Annotated in this window: 21 protein-coding genes; 6 read left to right on the top strand and 15 right to left on the bottom strand. The window is 70.6% G+C overall.

The genetic code is table 11. The features are described from left to right. Positions 1–71: 71 nt before the first annotated feature. The 7 genes from AB0878_RS27760 to AB0878_RS27730 form a co-directional block, all read right to left on the bottom strand. Positions 72–1,268, bottom strand: a complete 1,197-nt coding sequence (locus AB0878_RS27760; protein WP_366583174.1) for a cytochrome P450 — start codon at positions 1,266–1,268, stop codon at positions 72–74. Continuing rightward, entirely contained in the window at positions 1,265–2,533 is a 1,269-nt protein-coding gene (locus AB0878_RS27755; RefSeq protein WP_366583173.1) for a methylaspartate mutase, read from the bottom strand. The genes AB0878_RS27760 and AB0878_RS27755 overlap by 4 nt, the downstream gene beginning before the upstream one ends. Continuing rightward, the gene (locus AB0878_RS27750) at positions 2,530–3,018 is read right to left on the bottom strand and encodes a cobalamin-dependent protein (RefSeq protein WP_366583172.1); all 489 of its coding nucleotides are present in this window, start codon (positions 3,016–3,018) and stop codon (positions 2,530–2,532) included. Before AB0878_RS27750 ends, AB0878_RS27755 begins: the two co-directional genes overlap by 4 nt. Beyond that, positions 3,015–4,229, bottom strand: coding sequence for a type III PLP-dependent enzyme (locus AB0878_RS27745; protein WP_366583171.1), 1,215 nt, complete (start codon positions 4,227–4,229; stop codon positions 3,015–3,017). Before AB0878_RS27745 ends, AB0878_RS27750 begins: the two co-directional genes overlap by 4 nt. Next, complete coding sequence (locus AB0878_RS27740; protein WP_366583170.1) at positions 4,226–5,677, bottom strand: AMP-binding protein; 1,452 nt, start codon at positions 5,675–5,677, stop codon at positions 4,226–4,228. The genes AB0878_RS27745 and AB0878_RS27740 overlap by 4 nt, the downstream gene beginning before the upstream one ends. A 170-nt stretch (positions 5,678–5,847) precedes the next feature. Then, a complete protein-coding gene (locus tag AB0878_RS27735) occupies positions 5,848–6,237 on the bottom strand; it encodes a type II toxin-antitoxin system VapC family toxin (protein ID WP_366583169.1) in 390 nt (129 codons plus the stop codon). Between the two features lie 5 nt (positions 6,238–6,242). Further along, positions 6,243–7,742, bottom strand: a complete 1,500-nt coding sequence (locus tag AB0878_RS27730) for an AMP-binding protein (protein WP_366583168.1) — start codon at positions 7,740–7,742, stop codon at positions 6,243–6,245. A gap of 131 nt (positions 7,743–7,873) precedes the next feature. On the opposite strand from AB0878_RS27730, the gene AB0878_RS27725 reads away from it, so the two are divergent. Further along, complete coding sequence (locus AB0878_RS27725; RefSeq protein WP_220243495.1) at positions 7,874–8,119, top strand: phosphopantetheine-binding protein; 246 nt, start codon at positions 7,874–7,876, stop codon at positions 8,117–8,119. Here the strand turns inward: AB0878_RS27725 and AB0878_RS27720 are convergent. After that, entirely contained in the window at positions 8,112–9,065 is a 954-nt protein-coding gene (locus tag AB0878_RS27720) for an ACP S-malonyltransferase (RefSeq protein WP_366583167.1), read from the bottom strand. The genes AB0878_RS27725 and AB0878_RS27720 overlap by 8 nt on opposite strands. Then, positions 9,058–9,996: a proline iminopeptidase-family hydrolase gene (locus tag AB0878_RS27715; RefSeq protein ID WP_366583166.1), complete on the bottom strand. Its 939-nt coding sequence runs from the start codon at positions 9,994–9,996 to the stop codon at positions 9,058–9,060. Before AB0878_RS27715 ends, AB0878_RS27720 begins: the two co-directional genes overlap by 8 nt. Before the next feature lie 271 nt (positions 9,997–10,267). Here AB0878_RS27715 and AB0878_RS27710 point away from each other — a divergent pair, with 271 nt between their 5' ends. The 3 genes from AB0878_RS27710 to AB0878_RS27700 are packed head-to-tail and all read left to right on the top strand — an operon-like array spanning position 10,268 to position 13,295. Further along, entirely contained in the window at positions 10,268–11,515 is a 1,248-nt protein-coding gene (locus AB0878_RS27710; protein WP_366583165.1) for a nucleotide disphospho-sugar-binding domain-containing protein, read from the top strand. Then, positions 11,506–12,624 carry a sensor domain-containing protein gene (locus tag AB0878_RS27705; RefSeq protein WP_366583164.1) on the top strand — a complete coding sequence of 373 codons (1,119 nt, stop codon included), beginning with the start codon at positions 11,506–11,508 and terminating at the stop codon, positions 12,622–12,624. The genes AB0878_RS27710 and AB0878_RS27705 overlap by 10 nt, the downstream gene beginning before the upstream one ends. A gap of 17 nt (positions 12,625–12,641) precedes the next feature. Next, complete coding sequence (locus AB0878_RS27700) at positions 12,642–13,295, top strand: response regulator transcription factor (RefSeq protein ID WP_366583163.1); 654 nt, start codon at positions 12,642–12,644, stop codon at positions 13,293–13,295. Positions 13,296–13,757: 462 nt separating this feature from the next. On the opposite strand, the gene AB0878_RS27695 is transcribed toward AB0878_RS27700, so the two are convergent. The 4 genes from AB0878_RS27695 to AB0878_RS27680 form a co-directional block, all read right to left on the bottom strand. After that, complete coding sequence (locus AB0878_RS27695) at positions 13,758–13,925, bottom strand: acyl-CoA carboxylase subunit epsilon (RefSeq protein WP_366583162.1); 168 nt, start codon at positions 13,923–13,925, stop codon at positions 13,758–13,760. Positions 13,926–13,936: 11 nt separating this feature from the next. Then, complete coding sequence (locus AB0878_RS27690; RefSeq protein ID WP_366583180.1) at positions 13,937–15,538, bottom strand: acyl-CoA carboxylase subunit beta; 1,602 nt, start codon at positions 15,536–15,538, stop codon at positions 13,937–13,939. Beyond that, positions 15,504–16,265, bottom strand: coding sequence for an alpha/beta fold hydrolase (locus AB0878_RS27685; protein ID WP_366583161.1), 762 nt, complete (start codon positions 16,263–16,265; stop codon positions 15,504–15,506). The genes AB0878_RS27690 and AB0878_RS27685 overlap by 35 nt, the downstream gene beginning before the upstream one ends. A gap of 173 nt (positions 16,266–16,438) precedes the next feature. After that, positions 16,439–17,293 carry a LysR family transcriptional regulator gene (locus tag AB0878_RS27680; protein ID WP_366583179.1) on the bottom strand — a complete coding sequence of 285 codons (855 nt, stop codon included), beginning with the start codon at positions 17,291–17,293 and terminating at the stop codon, positions 16,439–16,441. 128 nt (positions 17,294–17,421) lie between these two features. Between AB0878_RS27680 and AB0878_RS27675 the strand changes: the two genes are divergently transcribed. Then, positions 17,422–18,126, top strand: coding sequence for an SDR family oxidoreductase (locus AB0878_RS27675; protein ID WP_366583160.1), 705 nt, complete (start codon positions 17,422–17,424; stop codon positions 18,124–18,126). Positions 18,127–18,188: 62 nt separating this feature from the next. Next, entirely contained in the window at positions 18,189–19,025 is an 837-nt protein-coding gene (locus AB0878_RS27670; protein WP_366583159.1) for an alpha/beta hydrolase, read from the top strand. On the opposite strand, the gene AB0878_RS27665 is transcribed toward AB0878_RS27670, so the two are convergent. Both AB0878_RS27665 and AB0878_RS27660 read right to left on the bottom strand, forming a co-directional pair. Further along, positions 19,012–19,491, bottom strand: coding sequence for a hypothetical protein (locus AB0878_RS27665; protein ID WP_366583158.1), 480 nt, complete (start codon positions 19,489–19,491; stop codon positions 19,012–19,014). The genes AB0878_RS27670 and AB0878_RS27665 overlap by 14 nt on opposite strands. An 84-nt stretch (positions 19,492–19,575) precedes the next feature. Then, positions 19,576–20,268 carry a GNAT family N-acetyltransferase gene (locus AB0878_RS27660; protein ID WP_366583157.1) on the bottom strand — a complete coding sequence of 231 codons (693 nt, stop codon included), beginning with the start codon at positions 20,266–20,268 and terminating at the stop codon, positions 19,576–19,578. Positions 20,269–20,273 lie beyond the last annotated feature (5 nt).

Here is a 20,273-nt window from a genome sequence, read left to right as displayed (position 1 = left end):
TCGTCGGAGGGATCGTAAGTCGGCTCAGTGCCGGCCCGGATCCCCAGAAAAAGCCGCTAGGGGCAGGGAAATCACCACGCGATGCGCAGGAGCGAAGGCCCGCGCACGATCACGCCGTATTCCCACTTCACGCCTTCCCGCCCGTCCGCGAGCCGCAGTTCCGGGAAGCGCGCGAGAATCGCCTTGAGCGCTTCCTGCAGTTCCAGGCGCGCGAGCTGCGCGCCGATGCAGTGGTGCGGGCCGTGCCCGAACGCCACGTGCGGGTTGGGGCTGCGGGTGAGGTCGACGGTGTCCGGGTTCGCGAACACCTCCGGGTCGCGGTTGGCCGCGTGCAGCGCCGGCAGCACCGGGTCGCCCGCGCGCACCACGACGTCGCCGAAGCGCACGTCTTCGGTGGCGTAGCGGGCGAACATCGCCGCGGTGTTGATCGGCACGAACCGCAGCAGTTCCTCGACGGCGGTCGGCATCAGCTCCGGGTCCGCACGCAGCTGCGCGAGCAGTTCCGGCTGGGTCAGGAGGGTGAACAGGAAGCTCGGCAGAGCCGTGGACACCGTCTCCACGCCACCGGTGAGCAGGCCCGCGCCGGCGATGGAGATCAGCTCGTTCTCGGTGAGCTTGTCGCCGGCGTCGCGCGCATAGACCAGCGCGCCGAGCAGGTCGTCGGTCGGCTCCTCGCGCCGCTGCGCCACGAGCCCGGCGACGTAGCTGTCGAGCTGGTCACCGTAGACGTCGAGCACGTCGCCCTTGGCCGTGGCGTCGCTGACCAGCGCTTGGGTCCACTCGCGGAAGATCTTGTGGTCCTCCTGCGGCACGCCGAGCAGGTCGCAGATCACGGTCACGGGCAGCGGGCGCGCGAGCTCCTCGACGACGTCGGCCGAGTCGCCGCGCGCGACCATGCCGTCGAGCAGGTCGTTCACGAGCGTTTGCACGCCTTCGCGCATCTGCTCGAGCCGGCGCGCGGTGAACGCCTTCGACACCAGGCGGCGCAGGCGCGAGTGGTCGGGCGGGTCCATGCCCATGATGCCGTCGCCCATCTGCTGGCGGCGCATCCGCGGCTGGTCGAGACCCTGCGCCAGCTCACGGCTGAAGCGCTGGTCGGTCATCACGAGCTTCACGTCGGCGTACTTGGTGGCGAGCCACGCCGGTTCGCCGAAGGGCATCTGCACCCGGCTCATCGGCTCTTCGCGCTGCAACGTGTGGTACAGCTCGGAAACGGAGATCTCCTGCATGTCGAACGGGTAGGCCCGGACGGTCCGGCGCGTACTCATCGCGAATCCCCTCCAATCGCGGTCATCGGCTGCTCCAATGCCTGGGCGTCGTGGGTGTGCTGCACGTACGAGAGCGCCGACATCAACGTCGACGAGGTGATCGCGCCGCCGGGACCGCGCTCGACCACGCGGCGCAGCGGCAGGGAACCGAGGTCGGACCAGCAGAGCCGGCCGGCCGGGTCGAGGTAACTGCGGGCCTGCCCGGCGTTGTCCGGGTGCAGGCAGAACGGCACGTCGAGCAGGCCGCGTTTGAACGCGACCACGATCGCCCGGCCGAGGTCTTCGTGGCTGTTGAGCACGGCGTCGACCAGCGCGTAGGCCTCGCGGTAGACCTGGTTGTCCGCCTCCACGGCGACCTTCCTGGTGCCGCGCACGGCGCCCGCGTGTTCGAGCGCCTGCACGTTCTCCGCGACGGTCGGGATCCGGTGCGCCTCGGCGACGGTCTTCACGATCAGCCGCTCCGAGCCGGTGCTCAGCGCCAGCTCGGCCGCCGTGCCGAGCAGGCTCAACGAGCCTTCCGGCGTGCGCGGGAACAAGCCCATGTACGCGTAGATCACCACGTGCCACGACGCGCCGGGGAGCAACTCGGTGCACAGCCGGCGCAGCGCCGCGACGGCTTCCTGGTCCTGGCGCAGGTTGGTCTGCTGCGCGTAGCTCACCGAGATGCTGCGCAACCCCTTGCGGTAGAAGAACAACGCCTCCAACGCACTGAGGGCCACGAGCTCGCTCGGCGGGCAGAGCTGGCCCATCATGCAGCCGCCGAACGTCTCCAGGTGCGCACGGCCGCCGGGCAGCTCGGCGTCGGCCAGCAGTTCACAGCAGTACGACCAGTTGCGCACGGACTCGTCCAGTGGCGTGCGGCTGTAGGGCAGGCAGTAGGACACCGGCCCGCCCTCGGTGGCGTGCAGGCCGGCGGCGAGCATCGCGCGGAAGATGTCCGCCGGGCGGGCCGAACCATGGCGCACCTGCACCGGGAAGTCCGGGCCTTCGAGGCCGTCGAGCATCGCTCGGGTGACCTCGGCCGGGTGGTTGACGATGGGGTAACCGTTGAGTGCGATGCCGTGGGCCAGCGCGTGCGCGACGGAATCGGTGTCGCCGACGCGGGTGTAGCTGTCGAGCGTGACGGTGCCGACGGTCGTGGCGGCCGCGTTCCTGGTCGCCGCGAGCCCGGCGCGCATCGCCACCGGGTCGGCGAACCCCATGCGGGGTTGCACGACCAGCTGCCCGGCCGCGTGCCTGCTCGCCACGAACTCTTCGAAGCTCACACCCCCTCCACCCGCACGGGGAGCTGGGCGGAGCCGGCGGTCAACGTCGCGGCGAACCGGCGGAAGGACGCGTTGTTCTGCTGGTCGTCGAAGACCCCGTCGAAGCCGGCGAGCAGCAGCCGCGCCGTCTCCTCTTCGGTGAGCGGACCGCCGACGCCGAGCTTGCCGCCGATCACCACCGGCAGGGCCCGCAGCTCGGGAAAGGACCGCAGGCGCTGGATCACGCGCAGGCCGTCCTGGTAGCCGTGGCCGTTGACGCTGCTGAGCACGAGCATCGTCGGGAGCCGGCTGAGGCATTCGGACTCCAGCAGCTCGTCGGGCACGCACGCGCCGAGGTTCACCACGTCGAAGCCGAGCTCGCCGACCAGCAGCTCCAGGTACACGAGGTTCCACGTGTGCGAGTCCGACGCCATGCTGCTCACGATCACCGTGCGCGGCGGTTCCGTGACCACGCCGCCGCGGTAGGCGTTCATCTCCTCGCTCACGGCGAAACCTCGTACGCGCGCTGGTAGTCCAGCCGCGACACGGACACGACCTCGTCGCCGCGCACCACGACCTCCGTCGGCGCGGGCCGGCCGAGGAAGCTGATCAGGCTCGCTGTCACACCGTATGCACCGACGTTCGGCACCGTCACCACGTCGCCGGGCGCCAGCTCGGGCAGCTTCGCGGCCTTCGCGAGCGAGTCACCGGGAGTACACAGTGGACCGACGAGGCTACCGGTCTCGCCGTTCGGATCGGTGTCCTCGATGCCGACGGCCGCGGGCAGCAGCCGGCCGATGCCGGACAGCCCGCCGACGACGTTGATGCCCGCGTCGAGGATCACGAACCTGCTGCCGCGGCTCTCCTTGACGTTCACGACCCCGGCGAGCAGCGAGCCGCAGCTCCCGGACAGGTACCGGCCCGACTCGCAGGCCAGCTCGACCTCCCCCGTCCGCCATTCCGGCAGGTACAGGTCCAGCAGTTGCTCCAGCCCGGCGCGCAGCTTCGGGTAGTCGGTGCGCGGTCCCGGCACCGCGTACGGCGAGGAGAAGCCGCCGCCGATGTCGAGCAGCTCCAGCGGCAGGCCGGCCTCCTGGTGCAGCTGCGCGGCCGACTGCAGCACGAATTCGTACTCGCCGAGCAGGCTGTCCTCGTCCTTCGCGTTGCTCATGGTGAAGAAGTGCGCGCCGGCCACGCGCGTGCCGGGCACGGCCTTGAACGCGGGCATCAGCGACGGCAGCGTCTCGGCGTCGATGCCGAACTGCGAGGGCCGGCCCATCATGCGGATGCCGGTCGACGCGCTGCCTTGCGTGGTGTTCACGCGCAGCAGGCACGAAGCGACCACACCGTGCTTCTCGGCTGCTACGCCGACGTGCTGCAGGTCGGTGAGAGACTCCACGGAGAACAGCCGCACGCCGGTCGCGATCGCCTGCTCCAGCTCGGCGTCGGTCTTGCCCGGGCCGGTGTAGAGGATCTCGCTCGGGGCGAAGCCCGCCTGCAGCGCGTTGGCCAGCTCGCCGGTGGAGCTGATCTCCGCGCGGCAACCACCGTCGTGCAGCTCTCGTGCGATTTCGGGGTGCGGGTTGGCCTTCAGCGCGTAAAAGACCTGGAAACCCTCGGGCAGCAGGCCGAACAGCTGGTCGCGCGATCGGGCGACCACGTCGAGGTCGTAGACGTAGGTGGGGGTGCCGAAGCGTTCGGCCAGGGACTCGGTCATTTGCGCGCGCCTTCCACGAGCAGGGCCAGTTCCTTCGTGGCGTTCTTGCCGTGCGCCGTGAGCGGGAACTCGTCGACGACGTGACACAGGGACGGGACCTTCTGCGGTTCGAGGCGCTTCGCCAGCTCCCGCAACACGGTCGTGGGCGGCAGGTCGGTCTCGACGCAGATCGCGAGGTCACGCGTGTCGCTCGGCGGGATCGCGCCGGCCGCGCGGACGCCCGGGATGTCCATGGCGGCCGCCTCGATCTCCAAAGTGGACATCCGGATGCCCTTGCGCTTGAACATGTCGTCGCGCCGGCCTTCGAAGTAGAGGTAACCGTCGGCGTCGAGACGGCCGTAGTCGCCGGTGTGCAGGCGCAGCTCGCCGGTCGCCTCGTCGCGGCGGAACGCGCGCGCGGACAGCTCCGGTGCACGCCAGTAACCCGGCATCACGTGCGGTCCGGCGGCCACGATCTCGCCGATGTCTCCGGCGGGCAGCTCCGTTCCGTCGGCGGCGAGGATGAGCACGGACGTGCCCGGCAGCGGCAGCCCGGACGCGCCGGGCCGCTGGTCGTCCTCCTCAGGCGGCATGATCGTGATGCGCTTGCACTCGGTCTGGCCGAACTGGCGCACCACGCGGGCACCGGGGAACGCGGCGCGCAGCTGCGCGATCGTGCTCTCGGGCAGCGCGGCGCCGGTGTTGGTGAACAGCCGCACGGGCGCGGCCGGCTCCGTCTCACGGCCGGCGAGGGTGGCGATCATCGTGGCGAGTGACGGCACGATGGGCACGATCGTCGCGCCGACCTCGCGCATCCGCTGCAGCAGCCGCAGGTCGGACTCCGCGTCGGCGAGCACGATCTCGCTGCGGCCGAGCGTCGAGAGCAGGACCTTGTAGAGGCCGTAGTCCCAGGACATCGGGAAGCGGCAGAACACCACGTCGTCGCCGCGGTAGCCCAGCACGGCCTGGATCGCGCCGGCCGCGAAGGTGACCTGGCGATGCGGGCCGATCACGCCCTTGGGCGCGGCGGTGCTGCCGGAGGTGTAGATGAGCACGGCGACGTCGTCGGGATCGACGTCGGTCGCCTCCACGTGTTCGCCGTAGCCGGCTTCGACCTCGGTCCACAGTAGACTGTAGTTGTCGTTGGTGATGGTGAGCACCGGTTCGGCGTTGGCCACCACCGAGTCGAAGTGGAACGCCTTCATCGCCGGGTTCACCGGCACGAACACCGCGCCGCGGCGCGTGGTGCCGAAGAACAACGCGACCAGCTCACGCGTGGTGGGCAGCTGCACGACCACCCGGTCACCGCGCCCCACCCCGCGCCGGGCGAGCACCACCTCCACCGCGTGGCTCCACGCGGCCAGCTCGGCGTAGGTCCACGCGCCGGCCCGGTCGCGCACGGCCGTCGACCCGGGTGCGTCGGCCACCGCCTCGTCGAGCAGGGAATGGACGAGCGAAGTACCGTTCACGACTGCTCCCACCAGAACTCGAGAACCGGGGCCTCGATCCGCCCCTCGACTCCGGGAAAACTAGCCGCGGCGGCGCGCGTGGCCACACCCCTAACCGCCCCTAAGCGCGCACGCCAAAACGGCCTGCCGCGCCCGGAAACCCAGGCGTAGCAGGCCGTTTCAGACGGGCTTCAGCTCAGCGCTTCGAACCCCGCGACCGGCACGACGCCGTCGAGGTCACGCGCGAGCTGCTCGTCGAGCGTCACGAACGCGTCGCCGTGCAACCGCGTCAACGCGACATACTCGGCGACGTACGTGTCCGCCCAGCCGAGTTCTTCGGCGACCTGCCACGCCGTCGCCTGCAGCACCCGGTCACCGAGCAGCCGGATCTTCAACGCCCGCACGCGATCGAGCCGCACGGCCGCGTCCTTCTTCGTCAGCTCACCGCGGCGCACCTGCGCGTAGAGCGCGGACAACGCGTGCGAACGGATGAGCGTGGGCGCCAGCAACCGGTGCCCCACCACACCCTGCTCCTCGGCCAGCCGCAGCGCGACCTCCGGCCCGATCACGTACTTCGCCACGCCGGTCAGGCTACCGGTGTCAGCAGCCCTTCCGCCTCCGCTGCCAGGGCTTTCCGGTCGATCTTCCGGTTCGAGTTCAGCGGGAACTCGGCGACGTGGCGGTAGTGGCGCGGGATCACGCCCTCCGGCAGGACCTCGCGCAACGCGCGCACCAGCTCGATCACCGGCCGCTCGCCGCCGGTGTAGAAGACGAACAGTTCCGTGCCGGCGTCGCCGGAGACGCCGAGGGCCACGGCGTCGCGGACGCCGGTCGCGCGCAACGCGTGTTCGACCTCCGTCAGCTCGATCCGCCAGCCGAGCACCTGCACCTGGGAGTCGAGGCGGCCGAGGTAGGCCAGGTCGTCGCCGAGCCGCCGGACGCGATCGCCCGTGCGGTAGAAGCGGCGGCCGCCGCGGTCGAGGAACCGGCCGTTTTCGTCGGCCGGGTCGAGGTAGCCCGGGGTCAGCTGCGGACCCGCGATGGCGAGTTCACCCTCTTCCGCTTCCTCGACGTCATCCTCGCCGAGCAGCAGGTGGTCGTGGCCCTCGTGGACGGCGCCGATCGGCACCACCCCGTTGACCGCGACGCGCGGCGTCTCCACGTCGTCCCAGCGGTAACCGGCGACGGTGATGGTGAGCTCGGTGGGGCCGTAGAGGTTCTCCGCAAGCGAGTTCACGGCCGCGGCGCGCCAGTCGGCCGTGTCGCGCACGGTGAGCGCTTCGCCCGCGAAGAAGCTCCACCGCAGGCCGGGCAGCGCACCCGGCTTGAGCCCACCCGTGCGGCGCACCAGGTCGATCGCACTCGGCGTGGAGAACCACACCGTCAGCCCGCTCTCCGCGGCGAACGCCGGCAGGTCGCGGTAGGCGCGCCCGGGCAGCACCACCGCGGGCGCCCCCGCGCCCCACGCGCAGAACAGGTCGAACATCGCGCAGTCGAAGTTCAGGTCGAAGGTCTGGGAGAACACGTCGTCGGGGGTGAAGTCGTAACGCGCGTCGAGCAGGCCGAAGTAGTGCTCGGTCGAACCGTGGCCGATCCGCACGCCCTTGGGCCGGCCGGTGGAGCCGGACGTGAACAGGATGTACGCGGAGTCCTCCGGCCGCACCTCCCGCGGCGCGGCCAGACCCTGCGCCCGCGTCTGAAGGGTGAGCACGGGAACCCCCCGCGCGCCGAGCACGTCCGCCGGCAGCGCCTGGCCGCGTTCGTCGACCACCAGCGCGTCGACCCCCGCCGCCTCGACCATCTGCGCGGTGCGGGCCGCCGGGAAGTCGGGCCGCAGCGGCACCACCGTGGCGCCCGCGTACAACCCGGCCAGGATCCCCGCGTACGCGCTGATTCCCTTGCCCGCCAGCACCCCTACGGTGCGCGCCCCCGCGTCGGCCAGCGCGCCGGCCCAGAGCAGCGCCTGCTCGTGGAGCCGGCCGTAGCTCAGCTCCTGGTCGCCGACCCGGACGGCGGTGCCGTTCTCGGAAAGCGCCAGGCCACGCAGGAAGCGCGAGTGCAGCCCGCCGGTGAAGCTCGTATCCATCGTCTTCCTCCGCGTTGAATAGGGGTCCCGATGCGTCGATCCGGAACGGCGACGCGAGGTAGAGTCCAAAACCGAACCGGGCGGTCGGTTTTCCTGCCTGGTAGATACCGATCTAGCCATCCGGAGTAGTCATGTGGGACAGCTCTTTCGACGAGACCCTTCGCACGTTCCTCCCGTTCCTCCCCGCCGAGGAGGCACTCACCGCCGAGACCCCGCTGCGGGAGTACGGCCTCGACTCACTCGCGACTGTGGAACTGCTCGCCGTGCTGGAGCAGAACTACAACGTGCGCTTCGAGGACGACGCCCTCAACCTCGAGACCTTCGAGAACCCGGGCCGGCTCTGGGCCACGCTCGCCGAGCTGCAGCCGGCTAGCTGACCCGCGAAGGTCCTGCGCCCCGCCTCCGGGGTTGCAGGGCCAGGCGCGGGTTCACCGTGACCACCTCGAAGCGGCTCGTGGTCGCGCGGACGCGGCCGAACAGCGTGTCCGGGCCGGCCACCCAGAGCTTGCGCACGCCCAGCTGTTCCAGGGAGGAGACGACGTGCGGCCACCGCAACGGCTTGACGATGCTGTCGAGCAGCATCGTGCGCACCTGCTCCCCGGACCGCAGGATCGAGCCATCCTGGTCGGCGACGATCGGGAGCAGCGGGTCGTGGAAGTCGAGGTCGCCGATGACCTCGTCCTCCGCCTTCCGCCGCAGCGCCGCGAAAGCTCGGGAGTGCAACGGCGGACGCATGGTGTACAACGACAACCCGCCCATGCTGCGCACGGTCTGCTTGAGCCAGTCGAGGTTCCGCTCGCGCAACGAGACCATGTAGAAGTCGTGGTCGATGTAGCACGAGATGTCGGACCACTCGCCGCGCCCGTCGAGGTCGTTGAGCGCGTCCAGGAGCTTCTCCTCGGGCGTGCGCACGAACGAGTGCGTGACCACGTCGGTGTACTCGGTGGCGAAGAACTCGGTGAGACAACGCGCGAGCTCCGCGGTCATCCAGACGGCGTCGGGGAACGTCAGCGCGCCGGCGTACACACTGGCCGGCTTCTCGCCGAAGCTCGGGCCGGTGCAGTAGTCGGGGCTGATGTCGTACTCCTGCTCGGCCCACTCGGCGAGCGCGAGGCACGTGAGCATGAACCCGACCTGGGCGTATTCGGAGTAGTCGCCCTCCGTCTCGCGGAACCGGTCGACCAGCGAGTAGCCGAGCCGGTCGTTGGCCTCTCCGATCAGGCGGCGGGCGAACGGGTTGATGAGCAGGAACTTGCCGAAGTCGGCGAAGCGGCAGGGGCTCATCCCGGGGAAGACCACCGCCGATCCTCTGGCCTCATCCATGGCTGGTTGCCTCACTTTCGGCGTTGGCGGCGGGGTGGACTTCCTGCAGGAAGCTCAGCAGGACCTCGTGGAACCGTCCGGGTTCCTCGAGGTGGGGAACGTGGCTGGAGTCCTCGAAGATCTCCCAGCGTACGTCGTGGATCCGGTCGAAGTAGGGCTGGACGGTCCTGGGGGTGGCTTCGTCGTGCCGGCCGGAGATGAGCAGCGTCGGCACCTCGATGTCGTCGAGCTCGTCGATCACGGAGTGGTCCTTCAGCGTGCCGGTGACGGTGAACTCGCTCGGCCCGTTCATCACGGAGTAGACGGTGTTGTTGTCCGCCATCTCCATGAACGAGGCCAGGTAGTCGCCCGGCCACGGCAGCACGCGGCAGACGTGGCGGTCGTAGAACACGCGCATGGCGTCGAAGTACTCCTGCGTGTCCGTGGTACCAGCGGCCTCGTGCGCCCGCAGCTGCTCGTCGACGCCGGGCGGGAGCTGCGCCCGGAGCACGTCCATTTCGGAGCGCCAGAGTTCGTACGACGCGGGCGAGTTGGCGATCACGAGCCCGCGCAGCCCGTCGGGCCGCTGCGCCGCGTGGCGCGCGACGACCAGGCCGCCCCACGACTGTCCGTAAAGGACGTAGTTGTCCTCGATGCCCAGCCGGTGCACGAGGTTGTCGAGCTCGTCGCCGAACAGCTCGGGCGTCCAGAAGTCCGCGCCCTCGGCCGGCAGCCGCGTGGAACCGCCGCTGCCGAGCTGGTCGTAGTGCACCACCGGAAACCCGTGCTCGGCGAGCGAGCAGAGGTTCAGCAGGTAGTCGTGCGTGCTGCCCGGTCCCCCGTGGACCACGACGACGGCGGGCAGCTCGCCGCCGACGACGCCGGTGACCCGGTACCACGTGCGGTGCTCGCCGAAGGGAACCCAGCCCTTCGCGGTGGGCGCCACGGCCATGCTCATCACCTCGTTCGTTTCCCTCGGCCGGCGGGTGGTTGCCGCCGGACCCACGTTCATGTCTAGCCGCACCGGCGTCGTCGTCACCAGCCCCTAAGGGGCGTCTAAAGCCGGTCTAAGTCTTCGTTCTCCTTAGTCCACAAGGACTTTTCGAGGCAAGGGCGGTAGGGGTGCGCGACCCCTAGCGGCGCGTTGCCGGGTCGGCCGCGCGCGGCGTCCGCACTAACGTTTTTCCCGCCAGCAGGTCGAGCCAGTTCGGAGAGTGCGTCCCATGCGAGTCATGTTGATGGTCTTCCCGACGAGGACGCACGTCTACAGCATGGCGCCGGTCGGCTGGGCGCTCGCGGCCGCCGGCCACGAGGTGCGGTTCGTCGGCCAGTGCAACCCGCGCGAGGTGGCCTCGTTCGCCGAGACCGGTCTCGACGCGATGTGGTTCGGCACCGAGCTCGACATCGCGCGCCACCGGCAGCTGCAGGTCGAGGGCAACAACGCCATGCAGGGCGAGTTCCGCATCTCCGAGAGCCGGCCCGAGCGGTACACCGAGGAGTACGTGCGCAACGTCTACGAGCACTGGGTGGACGTGTTCCGCTGGACCACGCCCGATTCGCTGCTCGACGAGCTCGTGCGCTTCGCGCGGCAGTGGCAGCCGGACCTCGTGGTGTGGGACCCGATGATCTACGCCGCGCCGATCGTCGCGCACGCCATCGGGGTGCCGCACCTGCGGATGATGTACGCGATGGACCAGACGGCCCGCATCAACGCGCAGTACCGCGACCTGCGGTCCGACGCGCCGGATCCCTTCGTGGACTGGATGTCGGGCGCGGTCGCGCGGTTCGGCGCGGTCTACGACGAAACCCTGCGCCACGGCGTGAAGACCATCGACTGCCACCCGTCCTACCTGCGCTACGACGGCGTCGACGTCGACTACCTGCCGGCGCGGTTCATCCCGCAGAACAAGCCGATGGCGATCCCGCGCTGGGTGCTCGAGAAGCCGGCGCGCCCGCGGGTGATGCTGACGCTGGGGATCTCCAACCGGCAGGTGCTGGGCGTCGAGGAGACGTCGGTGTCCGACCTGCTCGACGGCCTCGCCGACCTCGACGTCGAGGTGATCGCGACGCTCAACGCGAGCCAGCTGGCGTCCGTGCGGAAGGTGCCGGACAACGTGCGCGCGGTCGACTTCGTGCCCATGAACGAACTGCTCGCGAGCTGTTCGGCCATCATCCACCAGGGTGGCGGCGCGACGATCGGCAACGCCGTGGTCAACGGCGTGCCGCAGCTCGTGATCCCCGGCACCACGTGGAGCGAGCGCGGTTCGGCCGTCGCGCAGGTCAAGCGGGGCAACGGGTTGCTGGTGGACCTGGAGGACGTCACACCGGGGAGTGTCCGAAAAGGACTGCTGAGACTCCTGGAGGAACCGTCGTTCCGCAGCTGCGCCCTGGAGGTCCGCGACGAGATGCTCACGACGCCGACGCTCGACGACCTCGTGCCCGAGTTCGAACGGATCGCGCGATGCCGGTGACACGGCGGCCCCACGCGATCCGCACGATCGGGTTCCTCATCGTGAACTTCCCGGTCCGGATCTTCGCGTTCGTGGTCGTCCTCGTGTCGATGATCGTCGGGGTCGCCACGACGATGCTGTGGGTGGGCATCCCCCTCTCGCTGATCGCGACGGGCGTGATGCGCAGCTTCGCGGACTTGGAGCGGAGGTCGGTGCGGACGTTGCTCGGTGTCGAAGTGGCCCAGCCGCGGCGGAAACAGCCCAACGGCAACGGCCTGCTGGCGGCGTGGCAGGCGCGGCTGGTGGACCCGGTGACGTGGCGCGAGCTCGTGTTCGTGCTCGTGGCGATGCCGCTGGGGATCGTCGAGTTCGTGGCCGGGATCGTCTCGGTGGCGGTGCCGCCGTTCGGGATCTTCGTGGCGCCGCGGATCGGGGCGCTGCACGCTGAGTTCACGCTGTCGATGCTGGGTCCGGACCGCACGGCGCAACTGGAGGAGCGCACGCAGCACCTGCAGCACTCGCGGGCGCGCGGCGTCGACGCCGTGGAGGCCGAGCGCAAGCGCATCGAACGCGACCTGCACGACGGTGCGCAGCAACGGCTTGTTGCCGTCGCGATGAGCTTGGGGCGCGCGCAGCTGAAGCTCGACTCCGACGATTCCGCGGCCGTGCGCGAGCTCATCGGCGCTGCGCACGCCGACGCCAAGCTGGCCGTGTCCGAGCTGCGCGACCTCGCCCGCGGGATCTACCCGCCGGTGCTGCAGGACCGCGGTCTCGACGCGGCTTTGTCGTCGCTGACCGCCCGCATGCCGATCCCGGTCGACGTCGAGGTCGCCGTGGATCCGCGCCCGCCGGCGCCGGTGGAGACCACGACGTACTTCATCGTGAGCGAGGTGCTCACGAACATCACCAAACACGCCGGCGCCGACCGCGCCTCGGTGCGCGTGACCCGCGACGACGACACCGTGGTCGTCCAGATCATGGACAACGGCCGCGGCGGCGCCTCGGTGCGCCCCGGCGGCGGGCTGGCCGGCCTCGCCGACCGCGCCGCCACGATCGACGGCGTGCTCACGGTGGTCAGCCCGATGGGCGGGCCGACCGTCGTGCGTGCCGATCTCCCTGTCCGCTGGTGATTTTGAGGAGCTGTTCCATGCGTGTCGTGATCGCCGAGGATTCCGTGCTCCTGCGCGCGGGTGTGCAAAGCCTGCTCGCCGACGTCGGCATCACCACGGCCGCCGCCGTCGACAACCCGGACGCCATGCTCGTCGCCATCCGCGAGCACCGCCCCGACCTCGTCATCGCCGACGTCCGCATGCCCCCGACCTTCACCGACGAGGGCATCCGCGCGGCGATCGCCGCCCGCCAGGAGATTCCCGGGTTGCCGGTCCTGGTGGTCTCGCAGTACGTCGAGGGCAGCTACGCGGTCGACCTCATCGCCGAAGGCACCTCCGGCGTGGGCTACCTGCTGAAGGAGCGCGTCGCCGACGTCGCCGACTTCCTGGAAGCCGTCCGCCGCGTCGCCGGCGGCGGCTCGGCCATCGACCCCGACGTGGTGGCCCAGATGCTCTCCCGCAGCCGCGATCCCCTGGAGGGCCTGACCGCGCGCGAAACCGAGGTCCTCGGCCTGATGGCGCAGGGTCTGTCGAACGCCGCCATCGCCAAGACCCTGGTGGTGACCCAGGGCGCCGTGGAAAACCACATCAGCAACATCTTCGCGAAACTCGGCCTGGAAGCCAGCCGCGACGAGAACCGCCGCATCCGCGCCGTGCTGACCTATTTGGACAGCACCGCCGTGCGCGCTTGATTCACTCGATCGATATCGTGCGGATGTTCGAGTGGGGTCGGTAGCTTGGGGGTATGGAGCTTTCGCCTGCCGGCCCGGTTCGGATCTCGACCATTGTGGACGGTGTGCTCGCCACGCTGTGGAGAGCACACGTCGCTTCTACGCGCCCCCGAAGACGGGTGCGGCTCGGTGCTGCTTTTGGTGCAGTGAGCCGCAAAACCGCACTGTCCTCGCAGCGGCTGTTTTCCTCGGGTGAGTCAGCGGGGAATGGCGTGACCGGGCCCGGCCGCGAGAGAGGCGGGGCGTTTGGTTCCTTGAATTCCCTCGCATCAAAGATAAGAGCCGCACCGGCACCGCCGGGAGAGCACGCAGTCCGTTCGCGCCAGGTCGCCGCGACCGTGCGCGCACACCCATCCGGTGCAAAGAAGAGAGCCGCACCCGCGCCACCAATCCGTGGCACAGACGCGGCCCCCAGCGCGACCCTCAGCGAACCCCTTGCCAACTCGTCGCCGGCACGAAGCGCACCGGCCGGCGTGGCCGTGGCACCTGCACCTCGACCACCGGCTCGGGCGGCGCCTGAAGCGCGGTCAGCACCGCCACCAAAGCCGCGAGTTCCTCGTCCGTCGGGTTCCCGCGCACGATCCGCACCACTGGCCCGCTCATCACACCGGCGGGTTTCCGTGCTTGCGCGCCGGGATGTCGGCGTGCTTGGTGCGCAGCATGGTCAGCGCGCGGATCAGCACCTCGCGCGTCCGGGCGGGCTCGATGACGTCGTCGACCAGGCCGCGCTCGGCGGCGTAGTACGGGTGCATGAGCTCGGTCCGGTACTCCTTGATCTTGAGCCGCCGGACGGTCTCCGGGTCGTCGGCCGCCTTGATCTCGCGGCGGAAGATCACGTTGGCGGCGCCCTCGGCGCCCATCACGGCGATCTCGTTCGTCGGCCACGCGAGCGACACGTCGGTGCCGATCGAGCGCGAGTCCATCACGATGTAGGCGCCCCCGTAGGCCTTGCGCAGGATGAGCTGCACGCGCGGCACCGTGGCGTTGCAGTAGGCATACAGCAGCTTCGCGCCGTGCCGGATGATGCCGCCGTGTTCCTGGTCCACGCCCGGCAGGAAGCCGGGCACGTCGACCAGCGTCACGAGCGGGATGTTGAACGCGTCGCACGTCTGCACGAACCGCGCGGCCTTCTCGCTGGCCTCGATGTCGAGCACGCCCGCGAGCGTCGCCGGCTGGTTGGCCACGATGCCGACCACGTGCCCGTCGAGCCGGGCGAACGCGCACACCACGTTCGTCGCCCAGCCGGCGTGCACCTGGAGGAACTCGCCGTCGTCCACGATCTCCTCGATCACGGCGCACATGTCGTACGCGCGCGCCGAGTCGGTCGGCACCAGGTCGAGCAGGCGGTCCGTCCGGCGGTCGACCGGGTCGGTGGTCGGCTCGACCGGCGGGGCCTCATTGTTGTTGGCGGGCAACAAGGACAGCAGGTACCGCACGTCCTCGAGGCACGACTGCTCGTCGTCGTACACGAACGCGGCCACGCCCGAGATGCCGGCGTGCACGTCGGCGCCGCCGAGGCCGTTCTGCGTGATCTCCTCGCCCGTCACGGCCTGCACCACGTCGGGGCCGGTGATGAACATCTGCGACGTCTCGCGGACCATGAACACGAAGTCCGTCAAGGCCGGCGAGTACGCCGCACCACCGGCACACGGGCCGAGCATCACGGAGATCTGCGGAATCACCCCCGAACACCGGGTGTTGCGCTGGAAGATGCCGCCGTAACCGGCGAGCGCGGTCACGCCCTCCTGGATCCGCGCGCCGGCGCCGTCGTTCAGCGACACGAGCGGCGCGCCCGCGGCCGCGGCGAGGTCCATCACCTTGTGGATCTTCTGCGCGTGCGCCTCGCCGAGCGCGCCGCCGAAGATGCGGAAGTCGTGGGCGTAGACGAAAACCGTGCGCCCGTGCACGGTCCCCCACCCGCACACCACGCCGTCCGAGTACGGGCGGCGGTGTTCGAGCCCGAAGGCCGTCGCCCGGTGGCGCCGCAGGGCTTCCAGCTCGGTGAAGCTGCCGGGGTCGAGCAGCAGCTCGATGCGCTCGTGGGCGGTCAGCTTTCCGCGCTCGTGCTGCCGGACGGTCGCCGCGTCGTCAGGACCGCGCCGCGCAGCCTCCTTGATCTCGCGCAGCTCCACGAGCCGGTTGCCGAACGCTCCCTCTACGGCCAGTGCCTCAGACATGTACACGCCCCTTGTCGACGAGCCGATCAGCCAGATACCGGAGAATCACGTCTTGGTGGCGGGTCAGGAAGAAGTGCCCGCCCTGCAGCGTCACCAGCTCGAAGCCCGCCGCCGTGTGGTCGGCCCACGAGCGGACCTCGGCCACGGAGGCGACCGGGTCGTCGGTGCCGGTGAACGCGACCACCGGCGTGGCGAGCGGAAGGCCCGGCACGTGCCGGTAGGTCTCCACGGCGCGGTAGTCGTTGCGCACCACGGGAAGGATCATGCGCACGACGTCCTCGTCGCCGAGCAGGTCCATCTCGGTCCCGCTCAGGCGGCGCAGCTCGTCGAGCACGCCTTCGTCGGTGCGCGTGTGCACGGACTCGTCGCGCTGCCGCGAGGGCGCGCGACGGCCGGACACGAACAGCGTGTCCACCGGGGCCCCCGACGATTCCAGCCGCCGCGCCACCTCGTAGGCGACCATCGCGCCCATGCTGTGGCCGAACAACGCCAACGGCCGGTCCGTCTTGTCGCGCAGCAGCTCGGCGACCGCGTCGGCCATGGCGTCGATCGTGGTCAGGAACGGCTCGTGCCGCCGGTCCTGCCGTCCGGGGTACTGCACGGCGAGCACCTCGACGTCCGGCGCCAGGGCCCGCGAAACCGGGAAGTAGAAGCTGGCCGACCCGCCCGCGTGCGGCAGGCACACCAACCGCGCCCGAGCCTCCGGCGCCGCGTGGAACCGCCGAAACCAGGCGTCTTCCGCGTGGGCGACCATGTCGTCCCACCGCCTTTCCGTCTGTCACAACGTCTGTCAGAACGTCTGTCACAACGGGACGAGGTCACGCCGACCGGGTCCCCCGACGCACCAAGCTAGCCCGCCCGGCAGCCGCCCAACGACCCCTAAGCGCCCCTAAAGGCAGCCTGAAAGGAGACCCTCCACAATGGACCTCAGACCTGGTCGGCCCCGCCCCGGAGCTGGTCCAGGAACGCCCGCGCGGCCGGCGAAGCGCTCGCGCTCACGGCCACAGCGACGGTCCGCGGCGTGCGCGGCACCAAGGGCCGCAGCACGGTGCCGTCGAGCCGCGGCACGCCGACCGACGGCAGGATGCTCACGCCCAGGCGCGCCCGCACCATCTCCAGCACGGCCGACATCTCGCGCGCCTCGAACGTCGCCTTCAGGTGAACCCCGGCCTTCTCCGCGGCGGCCGAGAACACCTGCGCGCAGCCGCCCGTCGGGCGGACGAACGGCTCCTCGGCGAGGTCCGCGTAGGACACGGCCTCGCGCTCCGCCAGCCGATGGCCGGCGGGCAGCACGGCGCACATCTCGTGGCTGTCGAGCAGCACCGTCCGCAGGCCGGGCGCGGGCAACGTGACCACGGCGGCGTCGGCGACCCCCAGGTCGAGCCAGTCGCGCACCTCCTGGTCGCTGCCCTCGATCAGGCGCACCGCGACGAGCGGGTGGCGTTCGGTGAACGCCCGCAGCTCGGCGGGCAGCCGTGTGCCCGTGGCGGTGGGCAGGCTGGCGATCCGCAGCGTCCCGGTGATCTGGCCGGCGACCTCGGCGACCTCCGCGCGCAGCAGGTCCACCTGCCGCACGGCCTCGCGCGCCCGCCGGACGGCGCGTTCGCCGGCTTCGGTGAGGGTGACGCCGGTGCGCTGGCGGGTGAGCAGCGGCGCACCGAGCTCGGCTTCGAGCGAGGCGATCGAGCGGCTCACCGCGGGCTGCGCCATGCCGAGGCGCTCACCCGCCGCCGTGAAACCGCCGTGGTCGGCCACGGCCAGGAGCACCTTGAGCTGCTGCATCGTCGTCACGAGGACCTCCCACCATGATCGCCGCGGCATACAGCCATAACGCGAAGGACATTTCCCACGGCTCGTCCAGAACATTACCGTCATGGAGCAACCGAGCAAAACAAGAGGAGTCATTAGTCATGCGAGTGCTGATCACCGGGGCGTCGAAGGGCATCGGCCGGACCGTCGTCGACCGGCTGGCCGCCGAGGGCCACCACCCGATCGGCCTGGCGCGCACCGCGCCGGCCGAATTCCCCGGCAGCTTCCACGCCGTCGACCTCGGCGACCGCGACGCCACCGCCGCGACGCTCGACAAGGTCCTCGCGGAAGGTCCCGTCGACGCGGTGGTGAACAACGTCGGCTTCGCCAAGCTGGCGCCGCTCGGGTCGATCGACCTCGACGACATCGCCCACGCCTACGACCTCAACTTCCGCACCGCGGTGCAGGTGACCCAGGCCGTGCTGCCCGGGATGCTCGCCGCCGGGCGCGGCCGGATCGTGAACGTCACGAGCATGGTCACCCTCGGCACCGCGAACCGCACCACCTACGCGGGGTCGAAGGCGGCGCTCGAGACCGCCACCGCCATCTGGGCCGGGGAGCTCGGGGCCAGCGGCATCACCGTGAACGCCGTCGCACCCGGGCCGACGGAAACCGAGCTGTTCCGCCGCGGCACCCCCGCCGGGTCCGAAGGCGAAGCCCGGTTCCTGGAGAAGCTGCCGGTCGGCCGGCTCGGGCGGCCGGCGGAGATCGCCCACGCCATCTGTTTCCTGCTTTCCGACGACGCCGGATTCATCACCGGCCAGGTCCTGCGCGTCGACGGCGGAGGGAGCATCGCCACGGCCTGAGGCCGCCACGGACTCGACAAAACGGCCACGGCGGCCCGCCCGATTCGGGCAGAATCGCCGAGATGGCACCCACTTTCGTCCTCGTCCACGGTTCGAACGCCCCCGGGCGCTGCTTCACCTCACTGCAGCGTGAGCTCGCGCTGCTCGGCCACCGCTCGCTCGCGGTCGACCTGCCCGGCCACGGTGCGGCGGGGTTCTCGGCGGCGTACCAGGCACAGGACCTGGAGACGTTCGCCACCGAGCCCTCGCCGCTGGCGGGCGTGACCCACGCCGAAGTGGTGGCCGCGCTGACGGACGTGGTCCGGCGGGTGCACGAGCACGGTCCGGTGATCCTCGTGGGGCACAGCCGGGGCGGGATGGCGGTCACGAGCGTCGCGAACGCCGTGCCGGACCTGCTGGCGCGCACGGTGTACCTGACGGCGTGGTGCTGCGTGACCGGCAACCCCGCCCGCTACCTGCAGGACCCGGCCCACGTTCCGACAGCGCTTCTCGAAGCGGCCACCGTCAGGGTCGGTGATCCGGGGCAGCTCGGTGTGCTGCGCATGAACTGGCGCACCGCCGACGCGACGCAGCTCGCCGCGTTGAAGCGGGCGATTCTGGCCGACGGCACCGACGCCGAGCTGCTGTCGTTCCTGGCCGGCATGGATCCGGACGAGAGCCTGGACGGCGGTGACGACGTCATCGACGCCGCCACCTGGGGCCAGGTGCCGCACACCTACGTGCGCTTCACCCGGGACGAGAGCATGCCGTTGGCCCTGCAGGACAATTTCATCAAGGAGGCCGACGCACGCACGCCCGACAACCCGTTCGACGTCCACTCGCTCGAAGCGTCGCACGTCGGGCCGCTCATCCACTCCGCGGAGCTCGCCTCCGTGCTGGCGAGCCTCACACTCCGGTAGACGAACCCGGCCGCACGATCATCAGCACCGTGACCACGGCCCACAGCAGGTTGAACACCCCCGTCGTCATGGCCAGCCGGCCGGCGACGCGGGTGTCCAACGCGGTCGCCACAGACGACCCGGCTGCCTCGGCCGGCACCGCGCCGTCACCCGAAGGTCCCGCCAGCGCGGCCCGCTGACCCGGCAGCACGAACATCAGAAGCACCACCGCGGCCACCGCGGTCAGGGCGATCGAGACGAGCACCCACGTCTGGCCCGTCACCTTCATCGTCCCGGCGACGGCGAAACCGAACACCGGCACGGCGATCGACACCCACGCGTACACGCGGCAGATGCGGTGCAGCAGCGCCAACGTCGAGCGATCACCCCGCTTCAGGGCGGCGGGGAACATACTGGCGGCCACGGCCACGGGCCCGACGGCGAGGATCGCCGCCAGCACGTGGATCGACAGGAAGACTTTGCTCACGGCCTTGACGCTAGCCCTCGCGTTTCACCGCCCGGAACCGGCTGGATCGCCGTCTTCCGCCGGATTCACGCCAGTCGCCGGAAACTAGCGCTTGTCCGATTCGGGCACCCGCACCGCGAGGAACACCAACGTCCGGTTCAGCTTGAAGCCCAGGTGCTCGTACAGCCGGATCGCGCCGACGTTCGACGCGGCGGCGTGCAGGAACGGCAGCTCCCCGCGTTCGCGGATGCCCGCCGCGACCGCGCGGATGAGCCGCGCCGCCAAGCCCTGGCCGCGCAACGCCGGGTCGGTGCAGACCGCGCTGATCTCCGTCCAGCCCGGCGGGTGGAAGCGTTCGCCGGCCATCGCGACGAGGGCGCCGTCGCGCCGGATGCCCAGGTAGGTGCCCAGTTCGATGGTGCGCGGCAGGAACGGGCCGGGCTGCGTGCGGGCGACGAGGTCGAGCATCTCGGGCACGTCGGCTGCGGTCAGGCGGACGGCTTCCGCGTCGGGAGCCACGGTCAGGCCGGTGCCCTCGAGCTGCACGCCCGGCGTCTCGCCGAGCACGGTCCAGCCCGCGGGCGCGGGACCCGTCGCGCCGGCGATCACAGCCGTGGCACCAGGTCCGGCGAGGTCGGCGATGTCACGCCAGACTTGGTCGTCCGGCTGATCCGGCAGGGCGACGAAGGGCGCGACGTCCGCGGGGTAGCGCAGGACCTGGCCCTTCTGCTCGGCCAAGTGCGCGTGCGGTCCGGTCAGCGCTGCCCACACCGGGTTGTCGAGCGGCGACGAGCTCATCCTGC

Source organism: Amycolatopsis sp. NPDC047767 (genome assembly GCF_040704195.1).
GTDB lineage: Bacteria > Actinomycetota > Actinomycetes > Mycobacteriales > Pseudonocardiaceae > Amycolatopsis.
The sequence above is the reverse complement of the archived record's forward strand: the minus strand, read 5'-3'. Positions and strand labels throughout refer to the sequence as shown.

Coding starts and splice junctions, on each gene's coding strand:
- AB0878_RS27760 (WP_366583174.1), bottom strand. CDS start 1,268: ATGAGTACGCGCCGGACCGTCCGGGCCTACCCGTTCGACATGCAGGAG.
- AB0878_RS27745 (WP_366583171.1), bottom strand. CDS start 4,229: ATGACCGAGTCCCTGGCCGAACGCTTCGGCACCCCCACCTACGTCTAC.
- AB0878_RS27730 (WP_366583168.1), bottom strand. CDS start 7,742: ATGGATACGAGCTTCACCGGCGGGCTGCACTCGCGCTTCCTGCGTGGC.
- AB0878_RS27725 (WP_220243495.1), top strand. CDS start 7,874: ATGTGGGACAGCTCTTTCGACGAGACCCTTCGCACGTTCCTCCCGTTC.
- AB0878_RS27720 (WP_366583167.1), bottom strand. CDS start 9,065: ATGGATGAGGCCAGAGGATCGGCGGTGGTCTTCCCCGGGATGAGCCCC.
- AB0878_RS27715 (WP_366583166.1), bottom strand. CDS start 9,996: ATGGCCGTGGCGCCCACCGCGAAGGGCTGGGTTCCCTTCGGCGAGCAC.
- AB0878_RS27710 (WP_366583165.1), top strand. CDS start 10,268: ATGCGAGTCATGTTGATGGTCTTCCCGACGAGGACGCACGTCTACAGC.
- AB0878_RS27705 (WP_366583164.1), top strand. CDS start 11,506: ATGCCGGTGACACGGCGGCCCCACGCGATCCGCACGATCGGGTTCCTC.
- AB0878_RS27700 (WP_366583163.1), top strand. CDS start 12,642: ATGCGTGTCGTGATCGCCGAGGATTCCGTGCTCCTGCGCGCGGGTGTG.
- AB0878_RS27685 (WP_366583161.1), bottom strand. CDS start 16,265: ATGGTCGCCCACGCGGAAGACGCCTGGTTTCGGCGGTTCCACGCGGCG.
- AB0878_RS27680 (WP_366583179.1), bottom strand. CDS start 17,293: ATGCAGCAGCTCAAGGTGCTCCTGGCCGTGGCCGACCACGGCGGTTTC.
- AB0878_RS27675 (WP_366583160.1), top strand. CDS start 17,422: ATGCGAGTGCTGATCACCGGGGCGTCGAAGGGCATCGGCCGGACCGTC.
- AB0878_RS27670 (WP_366583159.1), top strand. CDS start 18,189: ATGGCACCCACTTTCGTCCTCGTCCACGGTTCGAACGCCCCCGGGCGC.
- AB0878_RS27660 (WP_366583157.1), bottom strand. CDS start 20,268: ATGAGCTCGTCGCCGCTCGACAACCCGGTGTGGGCAGCGCTGACCGGA.